Source organism: Streptomyces sp. NPDC088387, from assembly GCF_044753385.1.
Classification (GTDB): domain Bacteria; phylum Actinomycetota; class Actinomycetes; order Streptomycetales; family Streptomycetaceae; genus Streptomyces.
The window spans coordinates 933902-959210 of sequence record NZ_JBIVNC010000001.1 but is presented as its reverse complement, the minus strand read 5'-3'; the positions used below and the strand labels follow the sequence as shown (position 1 = coordinate 959210).

Sequence of the window (25309 nt, the reverse complement as noted above, 5' to 3'; positions counted from 1 at the left end):
CCGCCTTTCGCATGGCGCGCACCAGGCGCACACCACACGTACGACGGCGGGGCACCCGGAAGCCGGGTGCCCCGCCGTTCGTCCGCTCAGCGGCCCAGGGCCCTGCGGTTGCGGCCCTGCGACAGGACCGGGAGGTTGCGGGCGGGCGCCTGGGAGCGGGTGTCCTCCTCGATGCGCAGCGCGAGCGCCGGGCAGCGGCGCACCGCGCGTAGAGCCTTGGCCTCGGCGAAGCGCGGCACCTGCGCCTGGGCGACCGTCGGGAAGCCGTCGGCGCCGAGTTCGAAGACCTCCGGGAGGATGTCCGCGCACAGTCCGTGGCCGCGGCACAGCGTCCAGTCGACGTAGATCTTCTGGCGGCTGGGGCCGTTCTCCTCGGACGGCGAGCCGCCGGGCAGGCCCGCCGGGCCCATCCCGCCCTCGAAGAGCGGCAGAACGCCCTCCACGGGCCTTCCGCAGCCGTTTCCGAGGACATGCGCGGCGAGGTCGTCGGTGAACGCCTTGAGGGTGGACTCCAGGAACATCGCCGAGCCGTCCGGGTGCGAGCACGCGCCGCGCCGCTTCACGTTCTTGGCGACCTGCTTCACGGCCTCCAGGGCCGCCGGGCCACCGCCGTTGAGGATGTCCGCCATGCCGCGCGCGGCGGCGGGCAGGCCGAGGTAGCAGGGGCCGCACTGGCCCGCGCTCTCCTCCGCCAGCCACTGCGCGACCCGCAGCGACTCGCCCAGCGGGCAGGTGTCCTGGGTGATCGGCAGGATCGCGCCGGCGCCCAGCGAACCGCCCACCGCGTCCAGCGAGTTGCGGGAGACGACCGCCTCGTTGACGGTCGCCGCGTCGATCCACTTGCCGTGGTAGCCGCCGGTCAGCACACCCTGCGGCACCGGCGGGGCGCCGGCGAGCTGAAGGACGTAGCGCAGCGGTACGCCGGTCGGGACCTCGATCACCATGGGGCGGGCGACGGCGCCGGAGACGGTGAGCATCACGGTGCCGGGCTCGTCGTACAGGCCGGTGTTGCCGTAGCGCTCCGGGCCGATGCGGGCCGCGATCGCCAGCTGGGCGAAGGTCTCGGCGTTGGACAGCAGGGTGGGCGCGCCGCCCACGCCGTTCTGCGAGGCGCTGACCTTGCGGCCGGGCGGGATCGCCGGGCCGCCGTCGATGGAACGGATCACCGATGCCGCGGCGCCGGTGACCATACGCACGGGATTGCGCTGCACGCGCGCACGGAGGGCGGACCGGCGTCCGTTGCTCAGGCCGCGCTCGGCGAGCGCGGCCTCCATGGAGCGCTGGGTCGACTCACGGGTCACGGCGATGACGAGCTGGCGGGCGCCCAGTGCTTCGGCGCACAGCAGCGCGCCGTCCAGGATGAGGTGCGGGGCACGGTTGATGAGCACCGTGTCCTTGCGGCAGGCCGGTTCGTCCTCACTGCCGTTGACGACGACGACCGGCCGGACACCACGCTTGATCGCCGCTTCGGCGACCGAGCGCAGCTTTTTGTGGAAGGGGAAGCCCGCGCCGCCGCGGCCCTTCAGATTGATGTTCTCGGCGAGCTTCGCGAGTTGCTCACCGCCCATCGGTTCGAGGGGACCGTGCACCTTGAGGTGCATGGGTAGATCGAGTCTTTCGACAAGGTCGAAGCCCGACGTGAGTTGGGGAAGACCGACTACGCGGACTTCTGGGACGTCGGGCAGGGCCTCGTTCACCTAAAGCCTCCGGAAGGCGTGTTCCAAGGTTCGCCCGAACCCGGCCCCTCGAAGTCGTAGGGGTCGGGGCGTGTTTCAGTGGCGGGACCGCTGTTGTACGTGTCATTCGGGTTGTACGTGCCGTAGAGGGGATTCGACTCACCGGTGTCGTACACATCACTTCCGCCGTATCCGGCGGTTCCTTGATCGCTGTAGGTCGGGATGTTGTAACCCGTGTCCTGGAGCGGGTCGTACGCCGACGGGGGAGCCTCGCCGACCGGCGGCGGCAGCGGGATCGGCCAGGAGCCCGAGGTGCTCGACACCGGGCCGCCGTCCATGCGCGGCATCGCTTCCGTGGGCTGGAAGTCCGGTACTTCCATCCGCGCGGTCTGCTCCGCCGCGAAGGACTGGTCCGCGCGTGCGGGCCGCGAGACGGCTCGGTAGGCCGCCGCGAAGCCGTTCGCGGGCTCCCCGGCACCGGCCCGCGCGGACGGGTCGTACGAGGGCGCCTGGCGGGGGGACGGGCGCTGCTGCTCGTAGCCCGGCAGGGCCGCGCCGGCCCGCGCGCGGCTCTCCTCCAGCTCCTCGCGGCCGGGCCGCTCCGTGGTCCCCAGCAGCGTGGCGATCGTGTCGGCGATACGGCGCTTGACGGGGCGGGGCGCCGCGCGGAGCGCCAGGGCGGCCATCACGCCGGCGAGGGAGAGGCCGTAGAGGAAGACGAAGACCGGCTTGGCGTCACGGCCCGCGTAGAGGCCGTGCACCAGGGCGGCGCACCAGGCCGGGTAGGCCAGCATGTGCATCGCCCGCCAGCGGGCCGCGACCGGTGCGGGGGACGCGAAGCGGCTGCGCAGAGCGCCGGTGATGCCCACGAAGATCATGAGCAGGCCGGCCAGGGAGCCGAGGCCGATGAGGCCCGCGGTGCTGGTGAAGCCGAGCGAGAACGGGACCAGCGCCGCGATCACGGTGGTGTGGTCCAGCACGATCTTGGTGGTGATGTGCAGCAGCAGGAACGCGATCGAGGCGACCGCCGTCGTCCGGTGCACCGCCTGGCCGACGATCCGCTGGCGTGCGTTCAGGAAGATCCGGTCCTGGGCGAACAGGCCCCAGATGACCGAACAGCTGAGGCACACGAGGGAGAGCACGCCCGCGCCGAAGTTGAGGAACTCCTGGAAGGCGTCACCTCCGACCAGCACGATCACGGGTATGAGGAGCAGGAAGACAGCCGACGCCACCCCATAGGCCGACCGGCCTGTTTTGGGGAGCGAGCTGTTACTACGTCGAGGGTTCATGGGGGCAACTCCGAGCAGTTCGGGAAAGCGGTCCCGCTGCCGCACTCTAAGTGGAGCCATACCGAGGGGTACGAGGTTTGAGTTATTGCGTCGTTATCAAAGGGCTACGAGGCTGCTGTGATGCCCCTTAGTGACTGTTACGCGAAGTAATCATTGACCCTTGTTCATCTTCTGCCGCGCGGGACAGGGATGAGGGGGCGGGTTCATGAGGATGGCACGCCGTGCCGGATGATGCCCACCATCGCGTTTCGGCGCTCTCGGGGCCTGCGGTACCCTAACGCCATGCGTGCCGTACGCCTTCTGCTTAGCGAGCCGCGCTGATCAGTCCCGACCACCGTTGAAGATCGTGGTCGGCATCGGCGCGGCGTCCCCTCCTGTGCGAGGGGATTTTTCGTTTCTTGAGTGTCACAGCCGCTGGCAGAGACGATCGATGGAGCTTTGAGGATCATGAGCGAGACGAACCCCGCTGCCACCGCCGAGGTGGTCGCGCCGCACCGCTACACGGCAGCTCTGGCCGCCGACATCGAGGCACGCTGGCAGGACTTCTGGGACGCCGAGGGCACCTACGAGGCGCCGAACCCGACCGGTGACCTGGCGGGCGACCCGCAGACGGTCGCCCGGCCCGAGAAGTTCTTCATGGACATGTTCCCGTACCCCTCCGGGGCCGGCCTGCACGTCGGCCACCCGCTGGGCTACATCGCCACCGACGTGTACGCGCGCTACCACCGCATGACCGGCAGCAACGTCCTGCACACCCTGGGCTTCGACGCCTTCGGCCTGCCCGCCGAGCAGTACGCGGTGCAGACCGGCACGCACCCGCGCGTGTCCACCGAGGCCAACATCGAGAACATGAAGATCCAGCTGCGCCGGCTGGGCCTGGGCCACGACAAGCGCCGGTCGTTCGCCACGATCGACCCGGACTACTACAAGTGGACCCAGTGGATCTTCCTCCAGATCTTCAACTCCTGGTACGACGGCGAGGCGGACAAGGCCCGTCCGATCGCCGACCTGATCGCCCAGTTCGAAAGCGGCGACCGCGCGGTGCCCGGTCACGAGGGCCGCTCCTGGAGCGAACTGACCGCCGCCGAGCGCGCCGACGTACTGGGTGAGTACCGCCTGGCGTACGCCTCCGACGCGCCCGTCAACTGGTCGCCCGGCCTGGGCACCGTCCTGGCCAACGAGGAAGTGACCGCCGACGGCCGCTCCGAGCGGGGCAACTTCCCCGTCTTCAAGGCCAAGCTGCGCCAGTGGAACATGCGGATCACCGCCTACGCGGACCGCCTGCTGGACGACCTGGACGAACTGGACTGGCCCGAGGCCATCAAGCTGCAACAGCGCAACTGGATCGGCCGCTCCGAGGGCGCCCGCGTCGACTTCCCGATCGACGGCGAGCACGTGACCATCTTCACCACGCGCCAGGACACCCTGTTCGGCGCCACCTACATGGTCCTGGCGCCCGAGCACCCGCTGGTCGAGAAGTTCACCCCGGACACCTGGCCCGAAGGCACGCACGACATCTGGACCGGCGGCCACGCCACGCCCGCCGAGGCCGTCGCCGCCTACCGCGCGCAGGCCGCCGCCAAGTCCGACGTCGAGCGGCAGGCCGAGGCCAAGGACAAGACCGGTGTCTTCACCGGCGCGTTCGCCACCAACCCGGTCAACGCCGAGCGGATCCCGGTCTTCATCGCCGACTACGTCCTGATGGGCTACGGCACCGGCGCGATCATGGCCGTCCCGGCCCACGACAGCCGCGACTTCGCCTTCGCGCGCGCCTTCGAACTGCCCGTGCGCTGTGTCGTCGAGCCGAGCGACGACCGGGGCACCGACACCACCACGTGGGACGACGCCTTCGTGTCGTACGACGCCAGGATCGTCAACTCCACCGGCGAGGGCGTCTCCCTGGACGGCCTGGGCGTCACCGACGCCAAGGCACGCATCACCGAGTGGCTGGCCCGCAAGGGCATCGGCGAGGGCACCGTCAACTTCCGCCTGCGCGACTGGCTGTTCAGCCGCCAGCGCTACTGGGGCGAGCCCTTCCCGATCGTCTACGACGAGGAGGGCACCGCCCACGCGCTGCCCGAGTCGATGCTGCCGCTGGAGCTGCCCGAGGTCGAGGACTACTCGCCGCGCACCTTCGACCCCGACGACGCCGACACCCAGCCCGAGACGCCCCTGTCGCGCAACGCGGACTGGGTCAACGTCACCCTGGACCTGGGCGACGGCCGGGGGCCGCAGAAGTACCGCCGTGAGACCAACACCATGCCCAACTGGGCCGGTTCCTGCTGGTACGAACTGCGCTACCTGGACCCGCACAACGCCGAGAAGCTGGTCGACCCGGAGATCGAGCGCTACTGGATGGGCCCGCGCGAGGGCCGTCCGCACGGCGGCGTCGACCTGTACATCGGCGGCCAGGAGCACGCCGTACTGCACCTGCTGTACGCGCGCTTCTGGTCCAAGGTGCTGCACGACCTGGGGCACGTGTCCTCGGTCGAGCCGTTCCACCGGCTGTACAACCAGGGCATGATCCAGGCCTTCGTCTACCGCGACAGCCGGGGCGTCGCGGTGCCGGCCGCCGAGGTCGAGGAGCGCGACGGCGCCTACTACTACCAGGGCGAGCAGGTCTCCCGGCTGCTGGGCAAGATGGGCAAGTCCCTGAAGAACGCGGTCACTCCGGACGAGATCTTCGCCGAGTACGGCGCCGACACCCTGCGCCTGTACGAGATGGCGATGGGCCCCCTGGACGTGTCCCGCCCGTGGGACACCCGCGCGGTGGTCGGTCAGTACCGGCTGCTCCAGCGGCTGTGGCGCAACATCGTCGACGAGGAGACCGGCGCGGTCACCGTCGTGGACACCGAGCCCGACGAGGCGACGCTGCGGGCGCTGCACAAGGCGATCGACGGCGTGCGCGCAGACCTGGAGGGCCTGCGGTTCAACACCGCCATCGCCAAGGTCACCGAACTGAACAACCACCTGACCAAGGCGGGCGGCGCCGTGTCGCGCCCGGTCGCCGAGGCGCTGGTGCTGCTGGTCGCCCCGCTGGCCCCGCACATCGCCGAGGAGCTGTGGCGCAAGCTGGGCCACACCGACTCGGTCGTGCACCACGACTTCCCGGTCGCCGACCCGGCGTACGTCGTGGACGAGACCGTGACCTGCGTGGTCCAGATCAAGGGCAAGGTCAAGGCGCGACTGGAGGTGTCGCCCGCCATCTCCGACGACGAGCTGGAGAAGGTGGCGCTGGCCGACGACAAGGTCGTCGCCGCGCTGGACGGGGCGGGGATCCGCAAGGTGATCGTGCGGGCGCCGAAGCTGGTGAACATCGTTCCGGCGTGATGTCCCTCCGACGGGCGAGGGTGCCCGCGTCGGCTTTGTGGCCGGTGCGGTGAGGGACGTCCCCTAGGGGCGGGCCGGGTTCGTGTGCGGGCAGGATCGGGGTTCTCCTGGAACTCCGCGCCTGCCCGCAGCGTTTACCGTGGAAGAGCGGCACGAGACGTGCCGCGGCCCGCCGGAGGAGGAGCGTCGTGGAAGCAGTGGTCGCAGTCTTCGTCCTGCTTTTTGTGCTCTTCCTGGCAGTCGGCGCCTGGGCCACGGTCAAGGCGGTCGGTGCCGCCAAGCGCGGCGTGGACCGCACGGTCGCGCAGGCCCGCCGCACCGTCGAGGACCACACCCTCAGAGCGAAGTCCCTCGCCCAGCCGGGCCCCGCCGGCGAGCTCGCCCAGCTCCGGCTGAAGCTGCGCACCTCCATGCGCGCCACCCAGGACGCGCTGCACGCGGGCGTGAGCGAGGACGAGTCCCTCAAGGAGTCCCTCGCCCTCTTCCAGCGACTGAGCGCCCACGGCCACGAACTCGACGCCGAACTGCGCCGCCTGGAGTCCGAGCCCGACCGGCGGACCCTCTCCGAGCGGCTGCCGGCCCTGCGTGAGCGCACCGAGCGGATCACCGGCGCCGCGGACTCGCTGCGCTGGGCCGCCCGCGACCGCGCCCGGCGCTTCGCCGACGACGACCTCGACTCGCTCAGCACCCAGATCGACGTGGAGGCCGGCGCACTGCGCCACTGGGACACGACCCCGGAGACATCCGCCACCACGCCACCCCCGTGGCCGGATGCCCCCGCGCCGGCGGCCGGGTCGACCAGCGGCCAGACCTGGCCCGAGGACGCCCGCTCGGGCACCTCGACCGAGGAGTCGGCGCGCCCCGCCATCACGCCGCCCACTCCGCGCCCGACATACTCGTGGGAGAAGACCACCCGCCCCGAGAGCACCACCTGATCACGCCATCCCCGCCAGGGGTCCACAGGGCCGGGCTGCCGTCCGGACGCTACGCCAGGTAACCTCCAGCTCATGTCCCGCCATGTCGCGATCGTCACCGATTCAACGGCCTACCTGCCGCCACGGACGATGGATCGCCACGGCATCACCGCGGTTCCCCTCACCGTGGTCCTCGGTGACCGGGCACTGGAAGAGGGCACCGAGATCTCGACCCGCTCACTGGCCCAGGCGCTCCAGAAGCGACGCTCCGTCACCACGTCCCGGCCCAGCCCGCAGCTCTTCGCGGAGACCTACCGCCGGGTCGCCGAGTCCGGCGCCACCGGCATCGTCTCCCTCCACCTCTCCGCCGAGCTCTCCGGCACCTACGACGCGGCCGTCCTCGCGGCCCGCGAAGCGCCGGTGCCCGTACGGGTGGTGGACACCGGCATGATCGCCATGGCCCTCGGCTTCTGCGCGCTCGCGGCGGCCGAGACGGCGGAGGCGGGCGGCACGATCGACGAGGCGGTGAGCGCGGCGGAGAAACGGGCGGCCGGTACCTCCGCCTACTTCTACGTCGACACCCTCGACTATCTCCGCCGCGGCGGACGGATCGGGGCGGCACAGGCCCTGCTGGGCTCCGCGCTCGCCGTGAAGCCGCTCCTGCAACTGGAGGGCGGCCGTATCGAGATGCTGGAGAAGGTCCGCACGGCGTCGAAGGCGATCGCCCGCCTCGAAGAGCTCGCCGCCGAACACGCGGGCGCGGCACAGGTCGACATCGCCGTCCACCATCTCTCCGCCCCCGACCGGGCGTCGGCCCTCGCGGACCGGCTGCGGGTACGGGTGCCGGGCCTGGTGGACCTCCATGTGAGCGAGGTCGGGGCGGTCATCGGGGCGCATACGGGGCCGGGGTTGCTGGGGGCTGTGGTTTCGCCTCGGTGAGGGGCGGGCCGGCGGCCTGGGGGTTGGGGGCCTGAGAACTGGGCCGGCGGAGAGTCGGGCGGTCCGGTAGGTGGGCGGCCTGGGGGTGTGGGTCACTCGTGTGGGTGGCGGAGTTATCCACAATCGGTGGGTGATCCCCGGGAATTGAGCAAGATCATCGCCGCTGGGCCGGGCTGATCCATCCTCGCCGTATGGCACTTCGATCACGTTCACGCGCAACGTCCGCCACCAGTGGTCCGGGCCGTCGGCCGGGCTCCGACGGCCGTACCCGGCACCGCCGTTCACCCGCCCCGGGCAGCACCCGGCAGCGCCATGCCCCGGCGCAGGAGCTCCGACGGCGGGCGGAGCTGATCTTCGGGGCTTCGGGGGTGGTCGATGAGTTGGGGGTGGGGCCGCCGCCGGAGCAGGAGATGGGCGGGCGTTCTGCGGCTGAGCGGGGCGAGCGGGGTGATGTCTCTCACGGTTCCGCTGGGCTGGAGGAGCCGAGGGGGCGCGACGGGTCGGGGGACGGTGCGGCGGCGGCGCCGTCGTCCTCGGCCGGGCGGGGGTCGGGGCGGGTCGCGTCGACGGTCCGGGAGCGGATGCCGGTGTGGTTGCAGGCCAGGTTGGGGCTGGAGCGCAGGAGTGTGGTGGCGCTCACCGTGGTGCTCGTACTGGCGGCGGGGTTCGCCGTGCACCACTTCTGGACCGGGCGACCACAGGACGTGCGGGCGCCGGAGGTGGTGGAGGCGGCCGGTTCTTTCGGGGAGCCGGAGCCGGAGCCTGAGGCGGAGGCCGTGCCGAGCACGGCGGCGGAGCCGGGGGCCACCGGCCCGGGGGTGCCGGGTACGGCCGGGGCCGTCGTTGTGGTCGACGTCAGCGGCAAGGTCCGGGAGCCCGGTGTACTGCGGCTGCCTGCGGGCTCACGGGTTGGCGACGCCTTACGCGCCGCCGGTGGCGTGCGTCCCGGGACGGCTCTCGACGGGCTCAACCGTGCCCGGGTGTTGGTGGACGGCGAGCAGGTGGTCGTTGGGGGCCCGGCTGGTGCGGGACCCGGACCCGGCGTGGTGCCGGGTGGCGGGACCGTGGCCGGTCCGCCCGGTGCGGCTCCCGCGGCCCCCGTCTCCCTCAACACCGCCACGGTGGAACAGCTCGACACACTGCCCGGGGTCGGCCCGGTGCTGGCGCGGCACATCATCGACTACCGCACCCAGCACGGCGGTTTCCGTTCGGTGGACGAACTGCGTGACGTCAACGGCATCGGCGACCGCCGCTTCGCCGACCTGCGGAATCTGGTACGGCCATGAGGGCGGGCGCTTCGGCGGACACGCGGGCGGACCGACGGACTGTGGTATCCGCTCGACCGCGGCAGTTCGTGCACGCGGCCTCGGGAAACCGGCTCGGTGATCCTCATCCACGGCAGGAGGGGCCGACCGATCTACGGCTTGTGCCGCCGGCGCTCGCGGCCTGGCTGACGGCGGCCCTCGCACTCGGCGCAGGACCGGGACGGATCGTCGGGGTGACGGTGGTGTGCCTGGTGGGCGGGGGTCTGCTGCTCCTGCCGTGGCGAGGGCTGCGCCGGTCGCGCCGAAGACTGCGTCAGTCGCGCCGAAGACTGCGTCAGTCGCGCCGAGGACTGCGTCAGTCGCAGGAAAGGGGGCCGCTGCCGTGGGGAGGACGGGGCCGGTCCCAGCAGAGGGAGCCGTGGCGAGGATCGCTCCCGTCCTGGCCCGGCGGGCTGCGGATTTCGGCTGCCGCTGTGCTGCTGTGCGTCGCCGCGGCCGCCGCGTCGGCCGGGCTGCACGGGGCGGATCTGCGGCGGGGGCCGGTACCGGAGCTGGCGGAGCGGTTCGCCACCGTGACCGCGGAGGTGAGGGTGACCGCGGATCCCCGGTTGTCCCGGCCGCGGGTCAGTGGTGCTCACGCCCTGCCGGTCTCCGTGCTGGTCGAAGCCGAGGTGACCCGGGTGGAAGCGGCTCGTGGGAGAGCGGTGGAGACGCGGACGCCGGTGCTGATGACCGTGGACTCGGGTGTGCGCGGCGACGGGCCGGCGGCCGAGGGCGCGGCGCGATCTCCGTGGCTGGCGTTGCTGCCGTCGACGCGGGTGCGGGTGGACGGGCGGCTGGCCCCGGTGACGGCAGGGGGCGGACGGATCGCGGCCGTGCTGCGGGTGCGGGACCGTGCCGTGCCCCGGGTCGTGGGGGAGCCGTCGGCGACGCAGCGGTTCGCAGGGCGGCTGCGCTCGGGGCTGCGCGAGGCGACACACGGGCTGCCGGCGGATGCCCGCGCGCTGTTGCCGGGGCTGGTCGTGGGGGACACCGCGCGGATCACTCCGGAACTGGACGAGGCGTTCAAGGAGACGGACCTGGCGCATCTGCTGGCGGTCTCCGGCAGCAACCTCACCATCATCCTCGCCCTGCTGCTCGGCCCGCCCGCCCTCGCCCAGCGGGCGGAGCGCCGCGGAGCCGCACCCCGGTTCGGGATCTCCCTGCGGACGACGGCACTGCTCGGCGGAGCACTCACGCTCGCCTTCGTGGTGGTGTGCAGACCGGACCCGAGTGTGCTGCGCGCCGCGGCCTGCGGTTCCGTGGCGCTGCTCGCCCTGGCGACCGGCCGCCGTAGGTCGCTGATCCCGGCACTCGCCACGGCCGTGCTGCTGCTGGTGCTGTACGACCCCTGGCTGGCGCGGAGTTATGGGTTCCTGCTGTCCGTGCTGGCCACCGGGGCCCTGCTCACTCTCGCTCCGCGCTGGAGCGTGGCGCTGCGCCGGAGGGGCGTGCCGCCGCGGCTCGCCGAGGCACTGGCCGCCGCCGGTGCGGCGCAGGCATTGTGCTCGCCGGTTGTGGCCGTGCTGTCGGCGCGGGTGAGTCTGGTGGCGGTGCCGTGCAATCTGCTGGCGGAGTTCGCGGTGGCGCCGGCCACGGTGCTGGGTTTCGCGGCGCTGGCGACGGCGCCCGTGGCGATGCCGGTGGCCGAGGTGCTGGCGTGGTGCGCGGGTTGGCCGGCCGGCTGGATCGCGGATGTCGCGCGGACCGGGGCGGCGCTGCCGGGCGCGGGGGTGGACTGGCCGGGCAGTTGGAGCGGGGCGGTGCTGCTGGCGCTGGCGACGGTTGTGGTGCTGTTCGTCGGGCGGCGGCTGGTGGCCCGGCCCTGGATGTGCGGGGCGTGTGCGGTGCTGATCGCGCTGGTCGTGGTCCAGCCGCCACCGCTGACCAGGGTGATCACGGGGTGGCCGCCGCCGGGCTGGCGGCTGGCGATGTGCGACGTGGGCCAGGGCGACGCGACCGTCCTTGCGGCGGGGGACGGCAGCGGGGTCGTGGTGGACGCCGGACCGGATCCGCGGTTGGTCGATCGCTGTCTGCGCACACTCGGCATCACCCGCGTTCCCCTGGTCGTCCTCACCCACTTCCACGCCGACCACGTGGCGGGACTGCCCGGGGTGCTGCGGGGAAGGGCGGTGGGCGCGATCGAGACGACGGGGTTCCAGGAGCCGCCGGAGCAGGCGGAGTTCGTACGGAGGGAGGCGGCGGCCCGGGGCATCCCGGTGACGCGGGCGGTCGCGGGGGAGGAGCGCAGAAGCACGGGTGGGCTCAGCTGGCGGGTGTTGTGGCCGCCGGGATCGCCGGCCGCGGAGCCGGAGGGCGCGAACGACGCCAGCGTCACGATGCTGGTCCGCTCCGGAGGGCTGCGGATGCTGCTGCTCGGGGACCTCGAACCCCCGGCGCAGCAGGCGTTGTTGAGAACCCCGGCCGCAGGGCTGCTGGGCGGTGTGGACGTCCTGAAGGTGGCCCATCACGGCTCGGCCTATCAGGATCCACGGCTGATACGCGCGGCGGCACCACGACTGGCGTTGATCTCCTGCGGCCGGGACAACTCGTACGGTCACCCGGCGCCCGGCACGGTCGCCGCGCTGCGGGCGGTGGGCGCCCTGGTGATGCGGACGGACCGGGACGGGGCGCTGGCCGTGACGGGCACGGGCGGCAAGCTCCGAGTGGCGCGAGGGTGAGGTCGCCGGGAGGGTGGAGCGCCAGGAGGGTGAGCGCGCGGCGAGGGTGCTGGTGCCGCGAGGGCGACGGTGCCGCACCTTCCTCGGCAGCCCGGCAGCCCGGCAGCCCGGCGGCCCGGCAGCCCGGCCCGGGGTCCGGACGGCTTGCCCCCCGAGGCGCTGAGGGCGTCGTCGGTGTCCGAAAATGGGGGCGTGAGTGATGTGAGACATGTGCTGGTGCTGCCCGACCGCGATGCGGCGGAGGAGGCATTGGAGGCGCTCGGGGAGCGGTTCGGGCTCGACGAGGAGCCCCAGTTGGTACGGGACGCCCTGGCCGGTGAGGACGATGCCGAGGACGCGCAGTGGCTTGTGGTGCTGCGGGACGAGAAGGGGCGGCTGGACCCGGCCGAGCTGGACGAGTTCGCGGGGGAGTGGGAGGGGTGGCGGGAGGAGCCGTAGCGGAGGGCGCTTCGGGGCGGCCTCGGGATGCCGGGCGGGCCGGTCGTTGTCAGTGGTGCGTGACATGCTGGTCGCGATGGCCAGGAAGACTGCGAACGACGACCCTCTCGCCCCCGTGACGCTTGCCGTGGGCCAGGAGGACCTTCTGCTCGACCGTGCGGTGCAGGAGGTGGTGGCCGCTGCCCGGGCCGCCGACGCCGACACGGACGTACGGGATCTGAGCCCGGACCAGTTGCAGCCCGGCACGCTCGCCGAGTTGACCAGTCCCTCGCTCTTCGCGGAGCGCAAGGTCGTGGTGGTGCGCAACGCACAGGACCTCTCGGCCGACACGATCAAGGACGTGAAGGCGTATCTCGGGGCCCCCGCCGAGGAGATCACGCTGGTGCTGCTGCACGCGGGTGCCGCCAAGGGCAAGGGGCTGCTGGACGCCGCGCGCAAGGCGGGGGCGCGGGAGGTGGCGTGCCCCAGGATGACCAAGCCCGCGGATCGACTGGCGTTTGTGCGGGGGGAGTTCCGTGCGCTGGGGCGGGCCGCCACTCCGGAGGCCTGCCAGGCGCTGGTCGACGCGATCGGGAGTGATCTCCGGGAGCTGGCGTCGGCGGTTTCGCAGCTGGTCGCCGACGTCGAGGGGACCATCGACGAGGCGATCGTGGGGCGGTACTACACCGGGCGGGCCGAGGCCTCCAGCTTCACGGTCGCCGATCGGGCGGTCGAGGGGCGGACGGCGGAGGCGCTGGAGGCGCTGCGGTGGTCGTTGTCGACGGGGGTGGCGCCGGTGTTGATCACCAGCGCGCTGGCCCAGGGGGTGCGGGCCATCGGCAAGCTGTCGTCCGCTCGCGGTGGCCGGCCGGCCGACCTGGCCCGGGAGCTGGGGATGCCGCCCTGGAAGATCGATCGGGTGCGGCAGCAGATGCGCGGATGGACTCCGGACGGGGTGTCCGTGGCGTTGCGGGCGGTCGCGGAGGCGGACGCGGGGGTCAAGGGGGGCGGGGACGATCCGGAGTACGCGCTGGAGAAGGCCGTGGTGACGGTGGCCCGGGCTGCGCGCTCGCGCGGCCGCTAGGCCTACCGGGGAGCCCCATCCGATGTCATACCAAAGGCCCCGGTCATCACCCTGGGGAAGGGTGGCAGCCGGGGCCTTCGGTTGCTGCGATGTTCACAATCCTGGTGCCACGCCCGCGTGGCGAACGCAGTCGCGCGTGGCTCCTTGGTGCCGGTCGGGAGCGGGTGAGAGGGACCGCTCAGACCCCTTCCGGCGGGGTGACCCAGTCGGATCAGGAATTCAGATCAGAGGAGAGAGTCTCAGCCCTTGAGGGAAGCGACCTTGGAAGCCAGCGCCGACTTCTTGTTCGCGGCCTGGTTCTTGTGGATGACGCCCTTGGAGACGGCCTTGTCGAGCTGACGCGCGGCAGCGCGCTGGTACTCGGTGGCCTTCTCGGTGTCACCCGCGGCCGCGGCCTCGCGGGCCTTGCGGATCGCGGTCTTGAGGGAGGACTTCACGGCCTTGTTGCGCAGCCGGGCCTTCTCGTTGGTCTTGATCCGCTTGATCTGGGACTTGATGTTCGCCACGAATGAGCCTTCTCAGGTTCTGGCGAGCAGGACAGCACGTCTCACTCACCGTTTGATTTTCTTGGGGTGCGCCTCCTGCGGACAAAGGCATGAGGCACAGCGACCCAGGGTACCAGCGGCCCCGCGAGCGGCCCAAACCGGTCTCCGGTTCCCGCCCATGGGACCATGGTGGCTACGTATCGATCCGACCCGAGGCATAAGGCGCCTCAAGAGACAGGACCCTGCGTGCCCGCGACCCCTAACCATGTGCCCGAGCCGAGCCGTACCGACCCGGCTCTGATCCGCAATTTCTGCATCATCGCGCACATCGACCACGGCAAGTCCACTCTCGCCGACCGGATGCTCCAGCTGACCGGTGTGGTCGAGCAGCGGCAGATGCGTGCTCAGTACCTCGACCGGATGGACATCGAGCGCGAGCGCGGCATCACGATCAAGTCCCAGGCCGTGCGCCTGCCCTGGGCTCCCTCCCACGACCCGGGCAGCACGCACATCCTCAACATGATCGACACCCCGGGGCACGTCGACTTCACCTACGAGGTCTCGCGGTCGCTCGCCGCGTGCGAGGGCACGATCCTCCTCGTCGACGCCGCCCAGGGCATCGAAGCCCAGACCCTCGCCAACCTGTACCTGGCGATGGAGAACGACCTCACGATCATCCCCGTACTGAACAAGATCGATCTGCCGGCCGCGCAGCCCGAGAAGTTCGCGGAGGAACTGGCCAACCTCGTCGGGTGCGAGCCGGACGACGTGCTCAGGGTGTCCGCCAAGACCGGGCTCGGAGTCGAGGCGCTGCTGGACAAGGCCGTCGCCGAGATCCCGCCGCCCGTCGGTGTCCAGAACGCCCCCGCGCGGGCCATGATCTTCGACTCGGTCTACGACTCCTACCGCGGTGTCGTGACGTACGTCCGTGTCATCGACGGCCAGCTCAACAAGCGCGAGCGGATCCGGATGATGTCGACCGGCGCCACGCACGAGCTGCTGGAGATCGGTACGAACTCGCCGGAGATGCTGTCCGCCGACGGGCTGGGGGTCGGCGAGGTCGGCTATCTGATCACCGGTGTGAAGGACGTCCGCCAGTCCAAGGTCGGTGACACGATCACCACCCTGCACAAGGGCGCCACCGAGGCTCTCGGCGGGTACAAGGACCCGAAGCCGATGGTGTTCTCCGGTCTGTATCCGCTCGACGGCTCGGACTACCCGGAGCTGCGCGAGGCCCTCGACAAGCTCCAGCTCAACGACGCGGCCCTGGTCTACGAGCCGGAGACCTCCGCGGCCCTCGGCTTCGGCTTCCGCGTCGGTTTCCTGGGCCTGCTGCACCTGGACGTGATCCGGGAGCGGCTGGAGCGGGAGTTCGGGCTCGACCTCATCGCGACCGCGCCGAACGTGGTCTACCGGGTCGTCATGGAGGACGGCACCGAGCATGTCGTCACCAACCCGAGCGAGTTCCCCGAGGGGAAGATCAACGAGGTGTACGAGCCGGTCGTCCGGGCGACGGTGCTCGCGCCGACCGAGTTCATCGGCGCGATCATGGAGCTGTGCCAGACCCGGCGCGGCACCCTGCTCGGCATGGACTACCTCTCCGAGGACCGCGTCGAGATCAGGTACACCCTGCCGCTCGCCGAGATCGTCTTCGACTTCTTCGACCAGCTGAAGTCCAAGACCCGCGGCTACGCCTCGCTGGACTACGAGCCCACCGGCGAGCAGACCTCCAGCCTCGTCAAGGTCGACATCCTGCTGCACGGCGACAAGGTGGACGCGTTCTCCGCGATCACGCACAAGGACGCCGCGTACGCGTACGGGGTGCGGCTCGTCGCCAAGCTGCGCGAGCTGATCCCGCGGCAGGCGTTCGAGGTGCCGATCCAGGCCGCCATCGGTTCCCGGGTGATCGCCCGGGAGACGATTCGCGCCATCCGCAAGGACGTACTCGCCAAGTGCTACGGCGGTGACATCTCCCGTAAGCGGAAGCTGCTGGAGAAGCAGAAGGAAGGCAAGAAGCGGATGAAGATGGTGGGTTCCGTGGAGGTTCCCCAGGAGGCCTTCATCGCGGTGCTCTCCAGCGACGACGCCGCCGGGTCGGGCAAGGGCAAGAAGTAGCCACTCCGGATGGCTTCGGTTACCCGCGAGTAAAGCGACGTAGTCGGATGAACCAGACACGCAAGGGCCTGTCGTACGAAAGTGCGGCGGGCCCTTGTGCATGTTCGGCGGGGTGTTCGTGCAGGCTTCAGGTGGCAGTCGTGCGAAGTGACGGGGCCGGGAGGCTTACGTACCGGCCGGTCGGGCTCTACTCTGTCCCTGCTCGATAGTTACTCACGAGTTAATTAACGGTTCGTGAGTGAAAACAGCCGCAGTGATGGCGTTTGCAGCCGTAGTGATGGCGCATGCCGCACCTGAGCCAGCCGCATCGTCGCGGGCCCCGGAGGATGTCGTGAGCGACACACAGACCCTGATCGAGAACCGTCCGCCGTCCGTCGCGGGCCTCTTCCTGGAGCGAGTTTCGGCCACGCCGGACTCCGAGGCGTACCGCTACCCCGTCCCGCCCGCCGCGGGCGAGGGACCGGACGACTGGAAGTCGCTGAGCTGGGCGCAGGCCGCCGAGCGGGTGTACGCGGTGGCGGCGGGGCTGATCGAGCTGGGTGTCGAGCCGGAGCAGCGGGTCGCGCTGGCCGCCGCCACCCGGATCGAGTGGATCCTCGCCGACCTGGGCATCATGTGCGCCGGCGCGGCCACCACCACGATCTATCCGCAGACCAACGCCGACGAGTCGGCGTTCATCCTCGCCGACTCCGGCAGCCGGGTGCTGATCGCGGAGAACGCCGAGCAACTGGCCAAGGCCGTCGAGCGGCGCGCCGAACTGCCCGAGCTGACGCATGTCGTCGTCATCGACGCGGAGGGCGTCGAGACGAGCGACTGGGTGCTCAGCCTCGCCGACCTGGAGGCCCGCGGCGCGGCCCGGCTGGAGAAGGACCCCGACCTGGTCACCAAGCGGGTCGGCGCGATCACCGGGGACCAACTGGCCACCCTCATCTACACGTCCGGCACCACCGGCCGGCCCAAGGGCGTCCGCCTCCCGCACGACAACTGGTCGTACATGGCGAAGGCGATCGCCGCGACCGGGCTGATCAGCGGTGACGACGTGCAGTACCTGTGGCTGCCGCTCGCGCACGTCTTCGGCAAGGTGCTCACCTCGGGGCAGATCGAGGTCGGGCACGTCACCGCCGTCGACGGCCGGGTCGACAAGATCATCGAGAATCTGCCGGTCGTGCGGCCGACGTACATGGCGGCCGTGCCGCGGATCTTCGAGAAGGTCTACAACGGGGTCGTCGCGAAGGCCCGTGCCGGTGGCCCGGCCAAGTACAAGATCTTCCAGTGGGCGGCCGGGGTCGCCCGCGAGTACGCCAAGGTCTCGCAGGACAACTTCCGGCACACCGGGTCGGCGAGTGTGCCGTTCGGACTCGGCGCCAAGCACAAGGTCGCCGACACCCTCGTCTACTCCAAGCTGCGTGAGGCGTTCGGCGGGCAGCTGCGGGCGTGTGTGTCCGGGTCGGTCGCGCTCGCGCCGGAGATCGGGTTCTTCTTCGCCGGCGCCGGTATCCACGTGCTGGAGGGGTACGGCCTCACCGAGTCCTCCGCCGCGTCGTTCGTGAACCCCGGTGAGGCGTACCGCACCGGCACGGTCGGCAAGCCGCTGCCCGGGACGGAGGTCAGGATCGCCGAGGACGGGGAGATCCTGCTGCGCGGGCCCGGGATCATGGAGGGGTACCACGGGCTGCCCGAGAAGACCGCCGAGGTGCTGGAGGCCGACGGGTGGTTCCACACCGGGGACATCGGTGAGCTGTCGCCCGACGGGTATCTGCGGATCACCGACCGCAAGAAGGACCTCTTCAAGACCTCGGGCGGGAAGTACGTGGCGCCCAGTGAGGTCGAGGGGGCGTTCAAGTCGGTGTGCCCGTACGTGTCCAACATCCTGGTGCACGGGGCCGACCGGAACTACTGCACCGCGTTGATCTCGCTCGACGAGCCGTCTCTTGTGCCGTGGGCGAAGGAGAACGGGCTGGAGGGGGCCTCCTATGCGGAGGTGGTGGCCGCGCCGGTGACCGTGGCGATGGTGGAGGGGTATGTGGAGCAGCTCAATGCCGGGTTGCAGAGGTGGCAGACGATCAAGAAGTTCCGGTTGCTTCCCCGGGATCTTGATATTGAGCATGGGGAGATCACGCCCAGCCTGAAGCTGAAGCGGCCGGTGGTTGAGCGGGAGTATCGGGGGTTGTTGGAGGAGATGTACGAGGGGGCTCGGGAGAAGTAGGGGCGTTGGGGGTGCGGGGTCGGGTGCGGGGTGCGGGTGCGTGGGGGCTGGTCGCGCAGTTCCCCGCGCCCCTGAGAGACGCGCAGTTCCCCGCGCCCCTGAAAGATGCGGAGTTCCCCGCGCCCCTGGATGGTGCCGCAAGTCCTCGCGCCGAAAAGATCGCGCAGTTCCCCGCGCCCCTGGGGGGGGATCACCGGCCCTTGCCCAATAGGTCCCGTAGGTCTCTCAGCTCTTCCTCCATTGCCGCGAAGCGGGTTTTGAGGCGGGCGTAGTCGTCGCGTTCGCGTTCCAGTTGGCGGGTTTTTCGGTGGAGGTCGAGGAAGACGTTGACCTTGGCTCTGAGGACCCAGGGGTCGAAGGGCTTGGTCAGGTAGTCCGCGGCGCCGGTGGCATAGCCGCGGAACGCGTACCCCGTGTCGTCGTCCGCGCCCGTCAGGAAGATGATCGGGACGTCCTTGGTCTGGTCGAGGCGTTTGATGTTCGCGGCCGTCTCGAAGCCGTCCATGCCGGGCATCCGGACGTCCAGGAGCACCAGGGCGAAGCGGCGGCGGAGCAGTGCCTTCATCGCCTCCTCGCCCGAACGGGCCCGGACGAGCGGCTCGTTGAGGGAGCCGAGGACCGCCTCCAGGGCGATCAGGTTGTCCTCCATGTCGTCGACGAGGAGGATGCCCGCGTGCTCGTCGCCCGCCGCGCCGGCGCTCATGACGCGGCCTCCTCGTCCGGCACCGGCGCCGGCGCCGGCGCCGGCGCCCCCTCCGCTCCCTCCGGGTCGAGGAGCGCGCAGACGACGGTCAGCAGCCGGTCGACGTCCACCGGCTTCGGTACGTAGTGGTTGGCGCCCTGCGCGATGGACTTCTCCCGGTCGCCGGGCATCGCCTTCGCGGTGAGCGCGACGATCGGCAGGTCGGTCCAGCGGGGCGTGCGGCGGATGGCGGCGATGGTCTCGTAGCCGTCCATCTCCGGCATCATGATGTCCATCAGGACGAGTTCGACGTCGGGATTGCGCTCCAGGGTCTCGATGCCCTCGCGGCCGTTCTCCGCGTACAGCACCGGCATACCGACCCGCCCGAGGACATGGGTGAGCGCGAAGACGTTGCGGATGTCGTCGTCCACGATCAGCACCCGGCGCCCGTGCAGGACCTGCCCGGCGCGGCCCGACTGCCACTCCTCCAGCTTGGTGGGCGCGGGCCAGCTGTCGTCCGGCTCGGTGGCCGGCGGTTCCGGCGCGGCCGGCCGGGCGCTCTCCGAGGCCGCCGCGTGGCCGGGGCTGACGACCGGGACGTACAGCGTGAAGGTGGAGCCCTTGCCCGGCTCGCTCTCGGCGACGATCCGGCCGCCGAGCAGCCCCGCGATCTCCCGGCTGATGGACAGACCGAGGCCCGTGCCGCCGTACTTGCGGTTGGTGGTGCCGTCGGCCTGCTGGAACGCCTCGAAGATGACCGGGAGTTTCTCCCGCGCGATCCCTATGCCGGTGTCCGACACCGCGAACGCGATCACGTCGTCGCCGTCACGGACGTAGTGGTGCTCGGGGTCCTTGAGCCGGTCGACCCGCAGCTCGACACGGCCGTTCGCGGTGAACTTGATCGCGTTGGAGAGCAGGTTGCGCAGGATCTGCTGGAGCCGCTGCTCGTCGGAGAACATCTCGCGCGGTACGTCCTCCCCGACCGCGACGTCGAAGGCGAGCCCCCGGTCCAGGGTGAGCGGGCGGAACGTGGCGTGGACGTAGTCGAGGAGCTTGATCAGCGGCAGCCGCTTCGGCCGTACGTCCATCCGGCCCGCCTCGATCTTCGACAGGTCCAGGATGTCGTTGATCAGCTGGAGAAGGTCGGAGCCGGAGCGGTGGATCGTCGTCGCGAACTGCACCTCCTGGTCGGTGAGATGGCCGTCCGGGTTGTCGGAAAGCAGCCGCGCCAGGATCAGCAGGGAGTTCAGCGGGGTGCGCAGCTCGTGCGACATGTTCGCCAGGAACTCCGACTTGTACTGCGAGGACGTCGCCAGGAGGGCGGCCTTGTCCTCCAGTTCGGCGTTGGAGCGCCGCAACTCCGCCTGCTGCTTCTGGAGTTCGTCCGAGCGCTCCTGGAGCTGCATCGCGAGCCGCTGGGACTCGCCGAGCAGCGACTCGGTGCGGGAGTTGGCGATGATCGTGTTGATGGCGACACCGATGGTGTTCACGAACTGGTCGAAGAAGGCCAGGTGGACGTCCGAGAAGCGGGAGAACGAGGCCAGTTCGATCACACCGAGGAGGTTGTCCTCGAAGAGGATCGGGATGATGACGATCGTGGAGGGCGCCGCCTCGCCCAGGCCGCTGTTGATCTTGATGTAGTGGGGTGGGGCGTCCTCGACCAGGATGCGCTTCTTCTCGCGGGCCGCCTGCGCCACCAGGCCGTGCACCGGAAGACCGCCGGTCTCCACGGTGGCGCCCTGGGCCGCCCCGTACCCGGCGATGAACGCGAGCCCCTTCGTAGGCTCCGTCAGCGCCGCGCCGTCCTCGGCCGGATCGGCCAGGTAGAAGGCGCCGTACTGGGCGTTCACCAGCGGGGTCAGCTCGCGCAGGATCAGGTCGGCGACCTCCATCAGATCGCGGTGGCCCTGCATCAGCGCGGCGAGCCGGGCCAGATTCGACTCCAGCCAGTCCTTCGCGCGGGTCGTCTCGCGCAGGTTGGCCACCATCAGGTTGATGTTGTCCTTCAGCTCGGCGACCTCGCCGCGCGTCGCCACCGTGATCGACCGTGACATGTCGCCCTGCGCGACGGCCGAGGCGACCTCGGCGATCGCCCGGACCTGGGTGGTGAGGTTGGAGGCCAGCTCGTTGACGTTGGTCGTCAGCCGCTTCCAGGTGCCGTACACACCCTCCACCCGGGCCTGGCCGCCGAGCTGGCCCTCGCTGCCGACCTCGCGGGCCACCCGCGTCACCTCCGAGGAGAAGGAGGACAGCGTGTCGACCATGGTGTTGATGGTGGTCTTCAGTTCGAGGATCTCGCCGCGCGCGTCCACGTCGATCTTCTTCGACAGATCGCCCTGCGCGACCGCGGTGGCGACCTGGGCGATGTTCCGCACCTGCGAAGTGAGGTTGTCCGCCATGTAGTTGACGTTGTCCGTGAGGTCCCGCCAGACCCCGGACACACCCAGCACCCGGGCCCGCCCGCCGAGCCGGCCGTCGGTGCCGACCTCGCGGGCCACCCGCGTCACCTCGTCGGCGAAGGCCCGCAGCTGCTCCACCATCGTGTTGACGGTGTCCTTCAGCTCCAGGATCTCGCCGCGCGCGTCGACCGTGATCTTCTTCGACAGATTGCCGTTGGCGACGGCCGTGGTGACCTGCGCGATGTTCCGCACCTGCGAAGTCAGGTTCAGCGCCATGAAGTTGACGTTGTCCGTCAGCTCCTTCCACACCCCGGAGACGCCCCGCACCTGCGCCTGACCGCCGAGGTTGCCCTCGGTGCCGACCTCTCGGGCGACGCGGGTGACCTCGTCGGCGAAGGCGGAGAGCTGGTCGACCATCGTGTTGATCGTCGACTTGAGCTCCAGGATCTCGCCCTTCGCCTCCACGGTGATCTTCTTGCCGAGATCGCCCTGGGCGACGGCGGTCGACACCAGGGCGATGTTGCGGACCTGCGAAGTGAGGTTGTCCGCCATGAAGTTGACGTTGTCCGTGAGGTCCTTCCACACCCCCGACACGCCCCGCACCTGAGCCCGGCCGCCGAGGTTGCCCTCGGTGCCGACCTCTCGGGCGACGCGGGTGACCTCGTCGGCGAAGGCGGAGAGCTGGTCGACCATCGTGTTGATCGTCGACTTCAGCTCCAGGATCTCGCCCTGCGCGTCGACCGTGATCTTCTGGCTCAGATCGCCGTTGGCGACGGCGGTCGTCACCTGCGCGATGTTGCGGACCTGGGAGGTCAGGTTCGAGGCCATGAAGTTCACGTTGTCGGTGAGGTCCTTCCAGACCCCCGACACCCCCCGCACCTGGGCGCGACCGCCCAACTGCCCCTCCGTGCCCACCTCTCGGGCGACGCGGGTGACCTCGTCCGCGAACGCCGAGAGCTGCTCCACCATCGTGTTCACGGTGAGCTTCAGCTCCAGCAGCTCACCGGTGGCCTCGACGGTGACCGTCCGCGTCAGATCGCCCCGCGCCACCGCCGTCGTCACCAGCGCGATGTCCCGCACCTGGGCCGTCAGCCGGGACGCCATCGTGTTGACCGCCTCGGTCACGTCCCGCCAACTGCCCGACAGGCCCTGCACCTTGGCCCGCCCGCCGAGCCGCCCCTCGGTGCCGACCTCCCGGGCCACCCGCGTCACCTCACCGGTGAACAGCGAGAGCTGGTCGACCATCGTGTTCACCGCACGGCCCAGCCGGCGCAGATCCCCGCGCAACTGGCGGCTGCCGTCGTGCAGATCGACCCGCTGGGTCAGATCGCCGCCCGCCACCGCGTCCAGCACCCGGGTGGCGTTGGCCGCCGGAGCGACCAGGGCGTCCAGGATCTGGTTCACGTCGTTCACCCGCGAAGTCCAGCCACCCTGACCGGGGCTGGCGGACAGCCGCTCGTCCAGCCGCCCGTGCCGCACCAGTTCGCGCTTGACCCGGCGCGTCTCCCCGTTGAAGTGCGTACTGCGGTCCATGATCTGGTTGAAGACGGCGGTCAGTTCGGCGACGATGCCGTGACCGCTCGCCGTCTCGGTCTCCGACACCGACTCCGACTCCGCGAGCTTCGAGAAGTCGCCGTCACGTGCCGCGGTCATCGCCGCGAGCAGAGGACGCAGCTCCGACGGTCGAATCTGTCCGCTTTCGAGCACACGCGTAGCACGGATCTCACTCATGGCGGCCCACTTCGGTAACTCGGCGCTTATGGGCGTGGCCAGTCTGTCACCCTGTCGGCATCGATCGAGGGCTAATCGTCCGAACTGTTCGGGGAGCTGTCCATGGGGGCCATTCCGGCGCAACGGGAGACCATCTCCCTTGCCACCGATGCGCCCGCGCACGCTTCCGGCGGCGCGGACGCACTGGCGCAGGCCATGAGCGCCGTCAGCGGCCACGCGCTGCTGCGCACCACCCTCGCCGGCAGCCCGCTCGCCCCCGGCGCCGCCCGCGGCCTGGTCCGCGCAGCCCTCACCGAATGGGCCGCCCGCGACCTCCCCGGCAGCCGGCACCTCACCGACCGGCAGACCGACGACACCCTCGTGGTGCTCAGCGAACTGGTCACCAACGCCGTCGTCCACGCCGGCACCGACGTCGAACTGTCCTGCCGGGTGGAACCCGACTGCGGCTCCCTCGTCGTCGAGGTCACCGACCACCACCCCTCCCGCGCCCCACGCGAGAACAGCACCCAACCCCCCACCGAAACACCCGAGTTCGGCCGCGGACTGCGGATCGTCGCCGCCCTATCCCAGGAGTGGGGCGTCAGCTACCGCCGAGGCGGCAAGACCGTCTGGGCCCGCGTCCCCGCCGACGAGATCGAGCCCTACGACGAACCCGGCGCCCCCGGTCTCGCCGAACTCCTCGCCCCCGAACCGCAGCGCGCCGCCGGCGACCGCGACTGGCTCGGCCGCGGTGCCCTGACCTTCCTCGCCGAGGCCTCCGACCTGCTCGCCGGGCAGCTCGACGAGGACCTGGTGGCCGCCCTCACCGGCCAGCTCCTCGTCCCCCGGCTCGCCGACTGGTGCGCGATCTGGCTGGAGGACGAGGCCATGGGACGCGGCTGGGGCGACGCCGCACCCGGCGCCCGGCTCGCCCGCGTCTGGCACGGCAGCGAGGACCGCATCGAGGAGCTGCGCCGGGTGCTGGAGAAGGAGCCGCCGCACCGCGCGGACGGCATGGCGTCCGGCCCGGAACCGTACCCCTGGCCCGGCCAGAGCCTCGGCGGGCGGGGCGCGCACGGCTCGGCACTGGCGTACCGGCTGGTCGCGGGCGGCCGCCCGCTCGGCACGCTGGTGATCGGACGCTCCGGGGTCCAGCGCTTCCCCGACGAGGTCGGCGGGCTCGTCGAGGACCTCAGCCGCCGGGTCGCCCTCGCGATCGGCGCCGCCCGCCAGTACACCCGGCAGGCCACCATCAGCGCCGTACTCCAGCGCGGGCTGCTGCCCGGCGCGGTCGCCGAGATCCCCGGCGTGCGCAGCGCCCTCGTCTACGAGCCGTGCGACAAGGGCGGCCCCAGCGGCGACTTCTACGACGTGTTCCCGGCCGGCGACGGCCGCTGGTGCTTCGCGGTCGGCGACGTCCAGGGCAAGGGCCCCGAGGCGGCCGTGGTGATCGGTCTCGCCCGGCCCTGGCTGCGGCTGCTGGCCCGCGAGGGCTACCGCGTCGCCGACGTCCTCGACCGCCTCAACCAGCTCCTCCTCGACGACGCCACCGAGGTGGCCGACGCGGCGGCACGCGCCCTGGCCGGCCCGGCGGCCCCCGGCGACGGCCCGCAGACCCGCTTCCTCTCCCTGCTCTACGGCGAGCTGGTCCCCTTCGACGGCGGCGTCCGCTGCACCCTCGCCTCCGCCGGACACCCGCTCCCGCTGCTCCTCGGCGCCGACGGGGACGTCCGTACGGTCGCGCGCCCGCAGACGCTGCTCGGGGTCGTCGAGGACGAGACGTACACCAGCGAGAGCTTCGAGCTGCGGCCCGGCGACACCCTGCTGTGCGTCACCGACGGGGTGACCGAGCGGCGGGACGGCTCACGCCAGTTCGACGACGGCGACGGCCTCGCGACGGCCCTCGCGGGCTGTACGGGGCTCAGTGCGGAGCTGATCGCCGAGCGGATCAAACGGCTGGTGCACGAGTTCGGCGGCGGCCTGCCGGAGGACGACCTGGCGCTGCTGGTGCTCCAGGCGGACCAGGAGCTGGGGGAGGCGGAGGCGCGGGGGGAGCGCTTCCACGCGCCCTGAGGCAC

General features: G+C 71.0%; 16 protein-coding genes. 10 read left to right on the top strand and 6 right to left on the bottom strand.

Annotated elements, in window-relative coordinates; genetic code table 11:
- Nucleotides 1-86: 86 nt before the first annotated feature.
- On the bottom strand, nucleotides 87-1697 hold the full coding sequence (locus tag ACIQAC_RS04335) for an NADH-ubiquinone oxidoreductase-F iron-sulfur binding region domain-containing protein (RefSeq protein ID WP_402186825.1): 1611 nt from the start codon (nucleotides 1695-1697) through the stop codon (nucleotides 87-89).
- Nucleotides 1694-2965 carry a cytochrome b/b6 domain-containing protein gene (locus ACIQAC_RS04330; RefSeq protein WP_402186824.1) on the bottom strand — a complete coding sequence of 424 codons (1272 nt, stop codon included), beginning with the start codon at nucleotides 2963-2965 and terminating at the stop codon, nucleotides 1694-1696. Before ACIQAC_RS04330 ends, ACIQAC_RS04335 begins: the two co-directional genes overlap by 4 nt.
- 447 nt (nucleotides 2966-3412) lie before the next feature.
- Between ACIQAC_RS04330 and leuS the strand changes: the two genes are divergently transcribed.
- From leuS to ACIQAC_RS04315, 3 genes are all read left to right on the top strand, one after another.
- Nucleotides 3413-6295 (top strand): leucine--tRNA ligase, encoded by a 2883-nt coding sequence (leuS, locus tag ACIQAC_RS04325; protein WP_402186823.1) that lies wholly within the window; start codon nucleotides 3413-3415, stop codon nucleotides 6293-6295.
- Nucleotides 6296-6483: 188 nt separating this feature from the next.
- Nucleotides 6484-7230: a hypothetical protein gene (locus ACIQAC_RS04320; RefSeq protein ID WP_402186821.1), complete on the top strand. Its 747-nt coding sequence runs from the start codon at nucleotides 6484-6486 to the stop codon at nucleotides 7228-7230.
- A gap of 72 nt (nucleotides 7231-7302) precedes the next feature.
- Nucleotides 7303-8148 carry a DegV family protein gene (locus ACIQAC_RS04315; protein ID WP_402186819.1) on the top strand — a complete coding sequence of 282 codons (846 nt, stop codon included), beginning with the start codon at nucleotides 7303-7305 and terminating at the stop codon, nucleotides 8146-8148.
- Nucleotides 8149-8605: 457 nt separating this feature from the next.
- Here ACIQAC_RS04315 and ACIQAC_RS04310 read toward each other — a convergent pair whose 3' ends face one another.
- The gene (locus ACIQAC_RS04310) at nucleotides 8606-8788 is read right to left on the bottom strand and encodes a hypothetical protein (RefSeq protein WP_402186817.1); all 183 of its coding nucleotides are present in this window, start codon (nucleotides 8786-8788) and stop codon (nucleotides 8606-8608) included.
- Here ACIQAC_RS04310 and ACIQAC_RS04305 point away from each other — a divergent pair.
- The 4 genes from ACIQAC_RS04305 (at nucleotide 8778) to holA (ending at nucleotide 13634) form a co-directional block, all read left to right on the top strand.
- The gene (locus ACIQAC_RS04305) at nucleotides 8778-9434 is read left to right on the top strand and encodes a helix-hairpin-helix domain-containing protein (protein WP_402186816.1); all 657 of its coding nucleotides are present in this window, start codon (nucleotides 8778-8780) and stop codon (nucleotides 9432-9434) included. The two genes, ACIQAC_RS04310 and ACIQAC_RS04305, sit on opposite strands and share 11 nt — an antisense overlap.
- A gap of 68 nt (nucleotides 9435-9502) precedes the next feature.
- Nucleotides 9503-12133, top strand: coding sequence for a ComEC/Rec2 family competence protein (locus ACIQAC_RS04300; protein WP_402186970.1), 2631 nt, complete (start codon nucleotides 9503-9505; stop codon nucleotides 12131-12133).
- Between the two features lie 192 nt (nucleotides 12134-12325).
- The gene (locus ACIQAC_RS04295; protein ID WP_402186814.1) at nucleotides 12326-12571 is read left to right on the top strand and encodes a hypothetical protein; all 246 of its coding nucleotides are present in this window, start codon (nucleotides 12326-12328) and stop codon (nucleotides 12569-12571) included.
- A gap of 76 nt (nucleotides 12572-12647) precedes the next feature.
- On the top strand, nucleotides 12648-13634 hold the full coding sequence (gene holA, locus ACIQAC_RS04290) for a DNA polymerase III subunit delta (protein ID WP_402186812.1): 987 nt from the start codon (nucleotides 12648-12650) through the stop codon (nucleotides 13632-13634).
- Nucleotides 13635-13873: 239 nt separating this feature from the next.
- On the opposite strand, the gene rpsT is transcribed toward holA, so the two are convergent.
- Nucleotides 13874-14140, bottom strand: a complete 267-nt coding sequence (gene rpsT / locus ACIQAC_RS04285) for a 30S ribosomal protein S20 (protein ID WP_351927562.1) — start codon at nucleotides 14138-14140, stop codon at nucleotides 13874-13876.
- Between the two features lie 225 nt (nucleotides 14141-14365).
- Here rpsT and lepA point away from each other — a divergent pair, with 225 nt between their 5' ends.
- Both lepA and ACIQAC_RS04275 read left to right on the top strand, forming a co-directional pair.
- Nucleotides 14366-16234, top strand: coding sequence for a translation elongation factor 4 (gene lepA / locus ACIQAC_RS04280; protein ID WP_402186810.1), 1869 nt, complete (start codon nucleotides 14366-14368; stop codon nucleotides 16232-16234).
- Between the two features lie 331 nt (nucleotides 16235-16565).
- Nucleotides 16566-18440, top strand: coding sequence for an AMP-dependent synthetase/ligase (locus tag ACIQAC_RS04275; protein WP_402186808.1), 1875 nt, complete (start codon nucleotides 16566-16568; stop codon nucleotides 18438-18440).
- Nucleotides 18441-18630: 190 nt separating this feature from the next.
- Here the strand turns inward: ACIQAC_RS04275 and ACIQAC_RS04270 are convergent, their stop codons facing one another.
- Both ACIQAC_RS04270 and ACIQAC_RS04265 read right to left on the bottom strand, forming a co-directional pair.
- Nucleotides 18631-19143: a two-component system response regulator gene (locus ACIQAC_RS04270; protein WP_402186806.1), complete on the bottom strand. Its 513-nt coding sequence runs from the start codon at nucleotides 19141-19143 to the stop codon at nucleotides 18631-18633.
- Nucleotides 19140-23174, bottom strand: coding sequence for a HAMP domain-containing protein (locus ACIQAC_RS04265; protein ID WP_402186804.1), 4035 nt, complete (start codon nucleotides 23172-23174; stop codon nucleotides 19140-19142). Before ACIQAC_RS04265 ends, ACIQAC_RS04270 begins: the two co-directional genes overlap by 4 nt.
- A 180-nt stretch (nucleotides 23175-23354) precedes the next feature.
- Here ACIQAC_RS04265 and ACIQAC_RS04260 point away from each other — a divergent pair, with 180 nt between their 5' ends.
- Complete coding sequence (locus tag ACIQAC_RS04260) at nucleotides 23355-25304, top strand: SpoIIE family protein phosphatase (protein WP_402186802.1); 1950 nt, start codon at nucleotides 23355-23357, stop codon at nucleotides 25302-25304.
- Nucleotides 25305-25309: the final 5 nt, after the last annotated feature.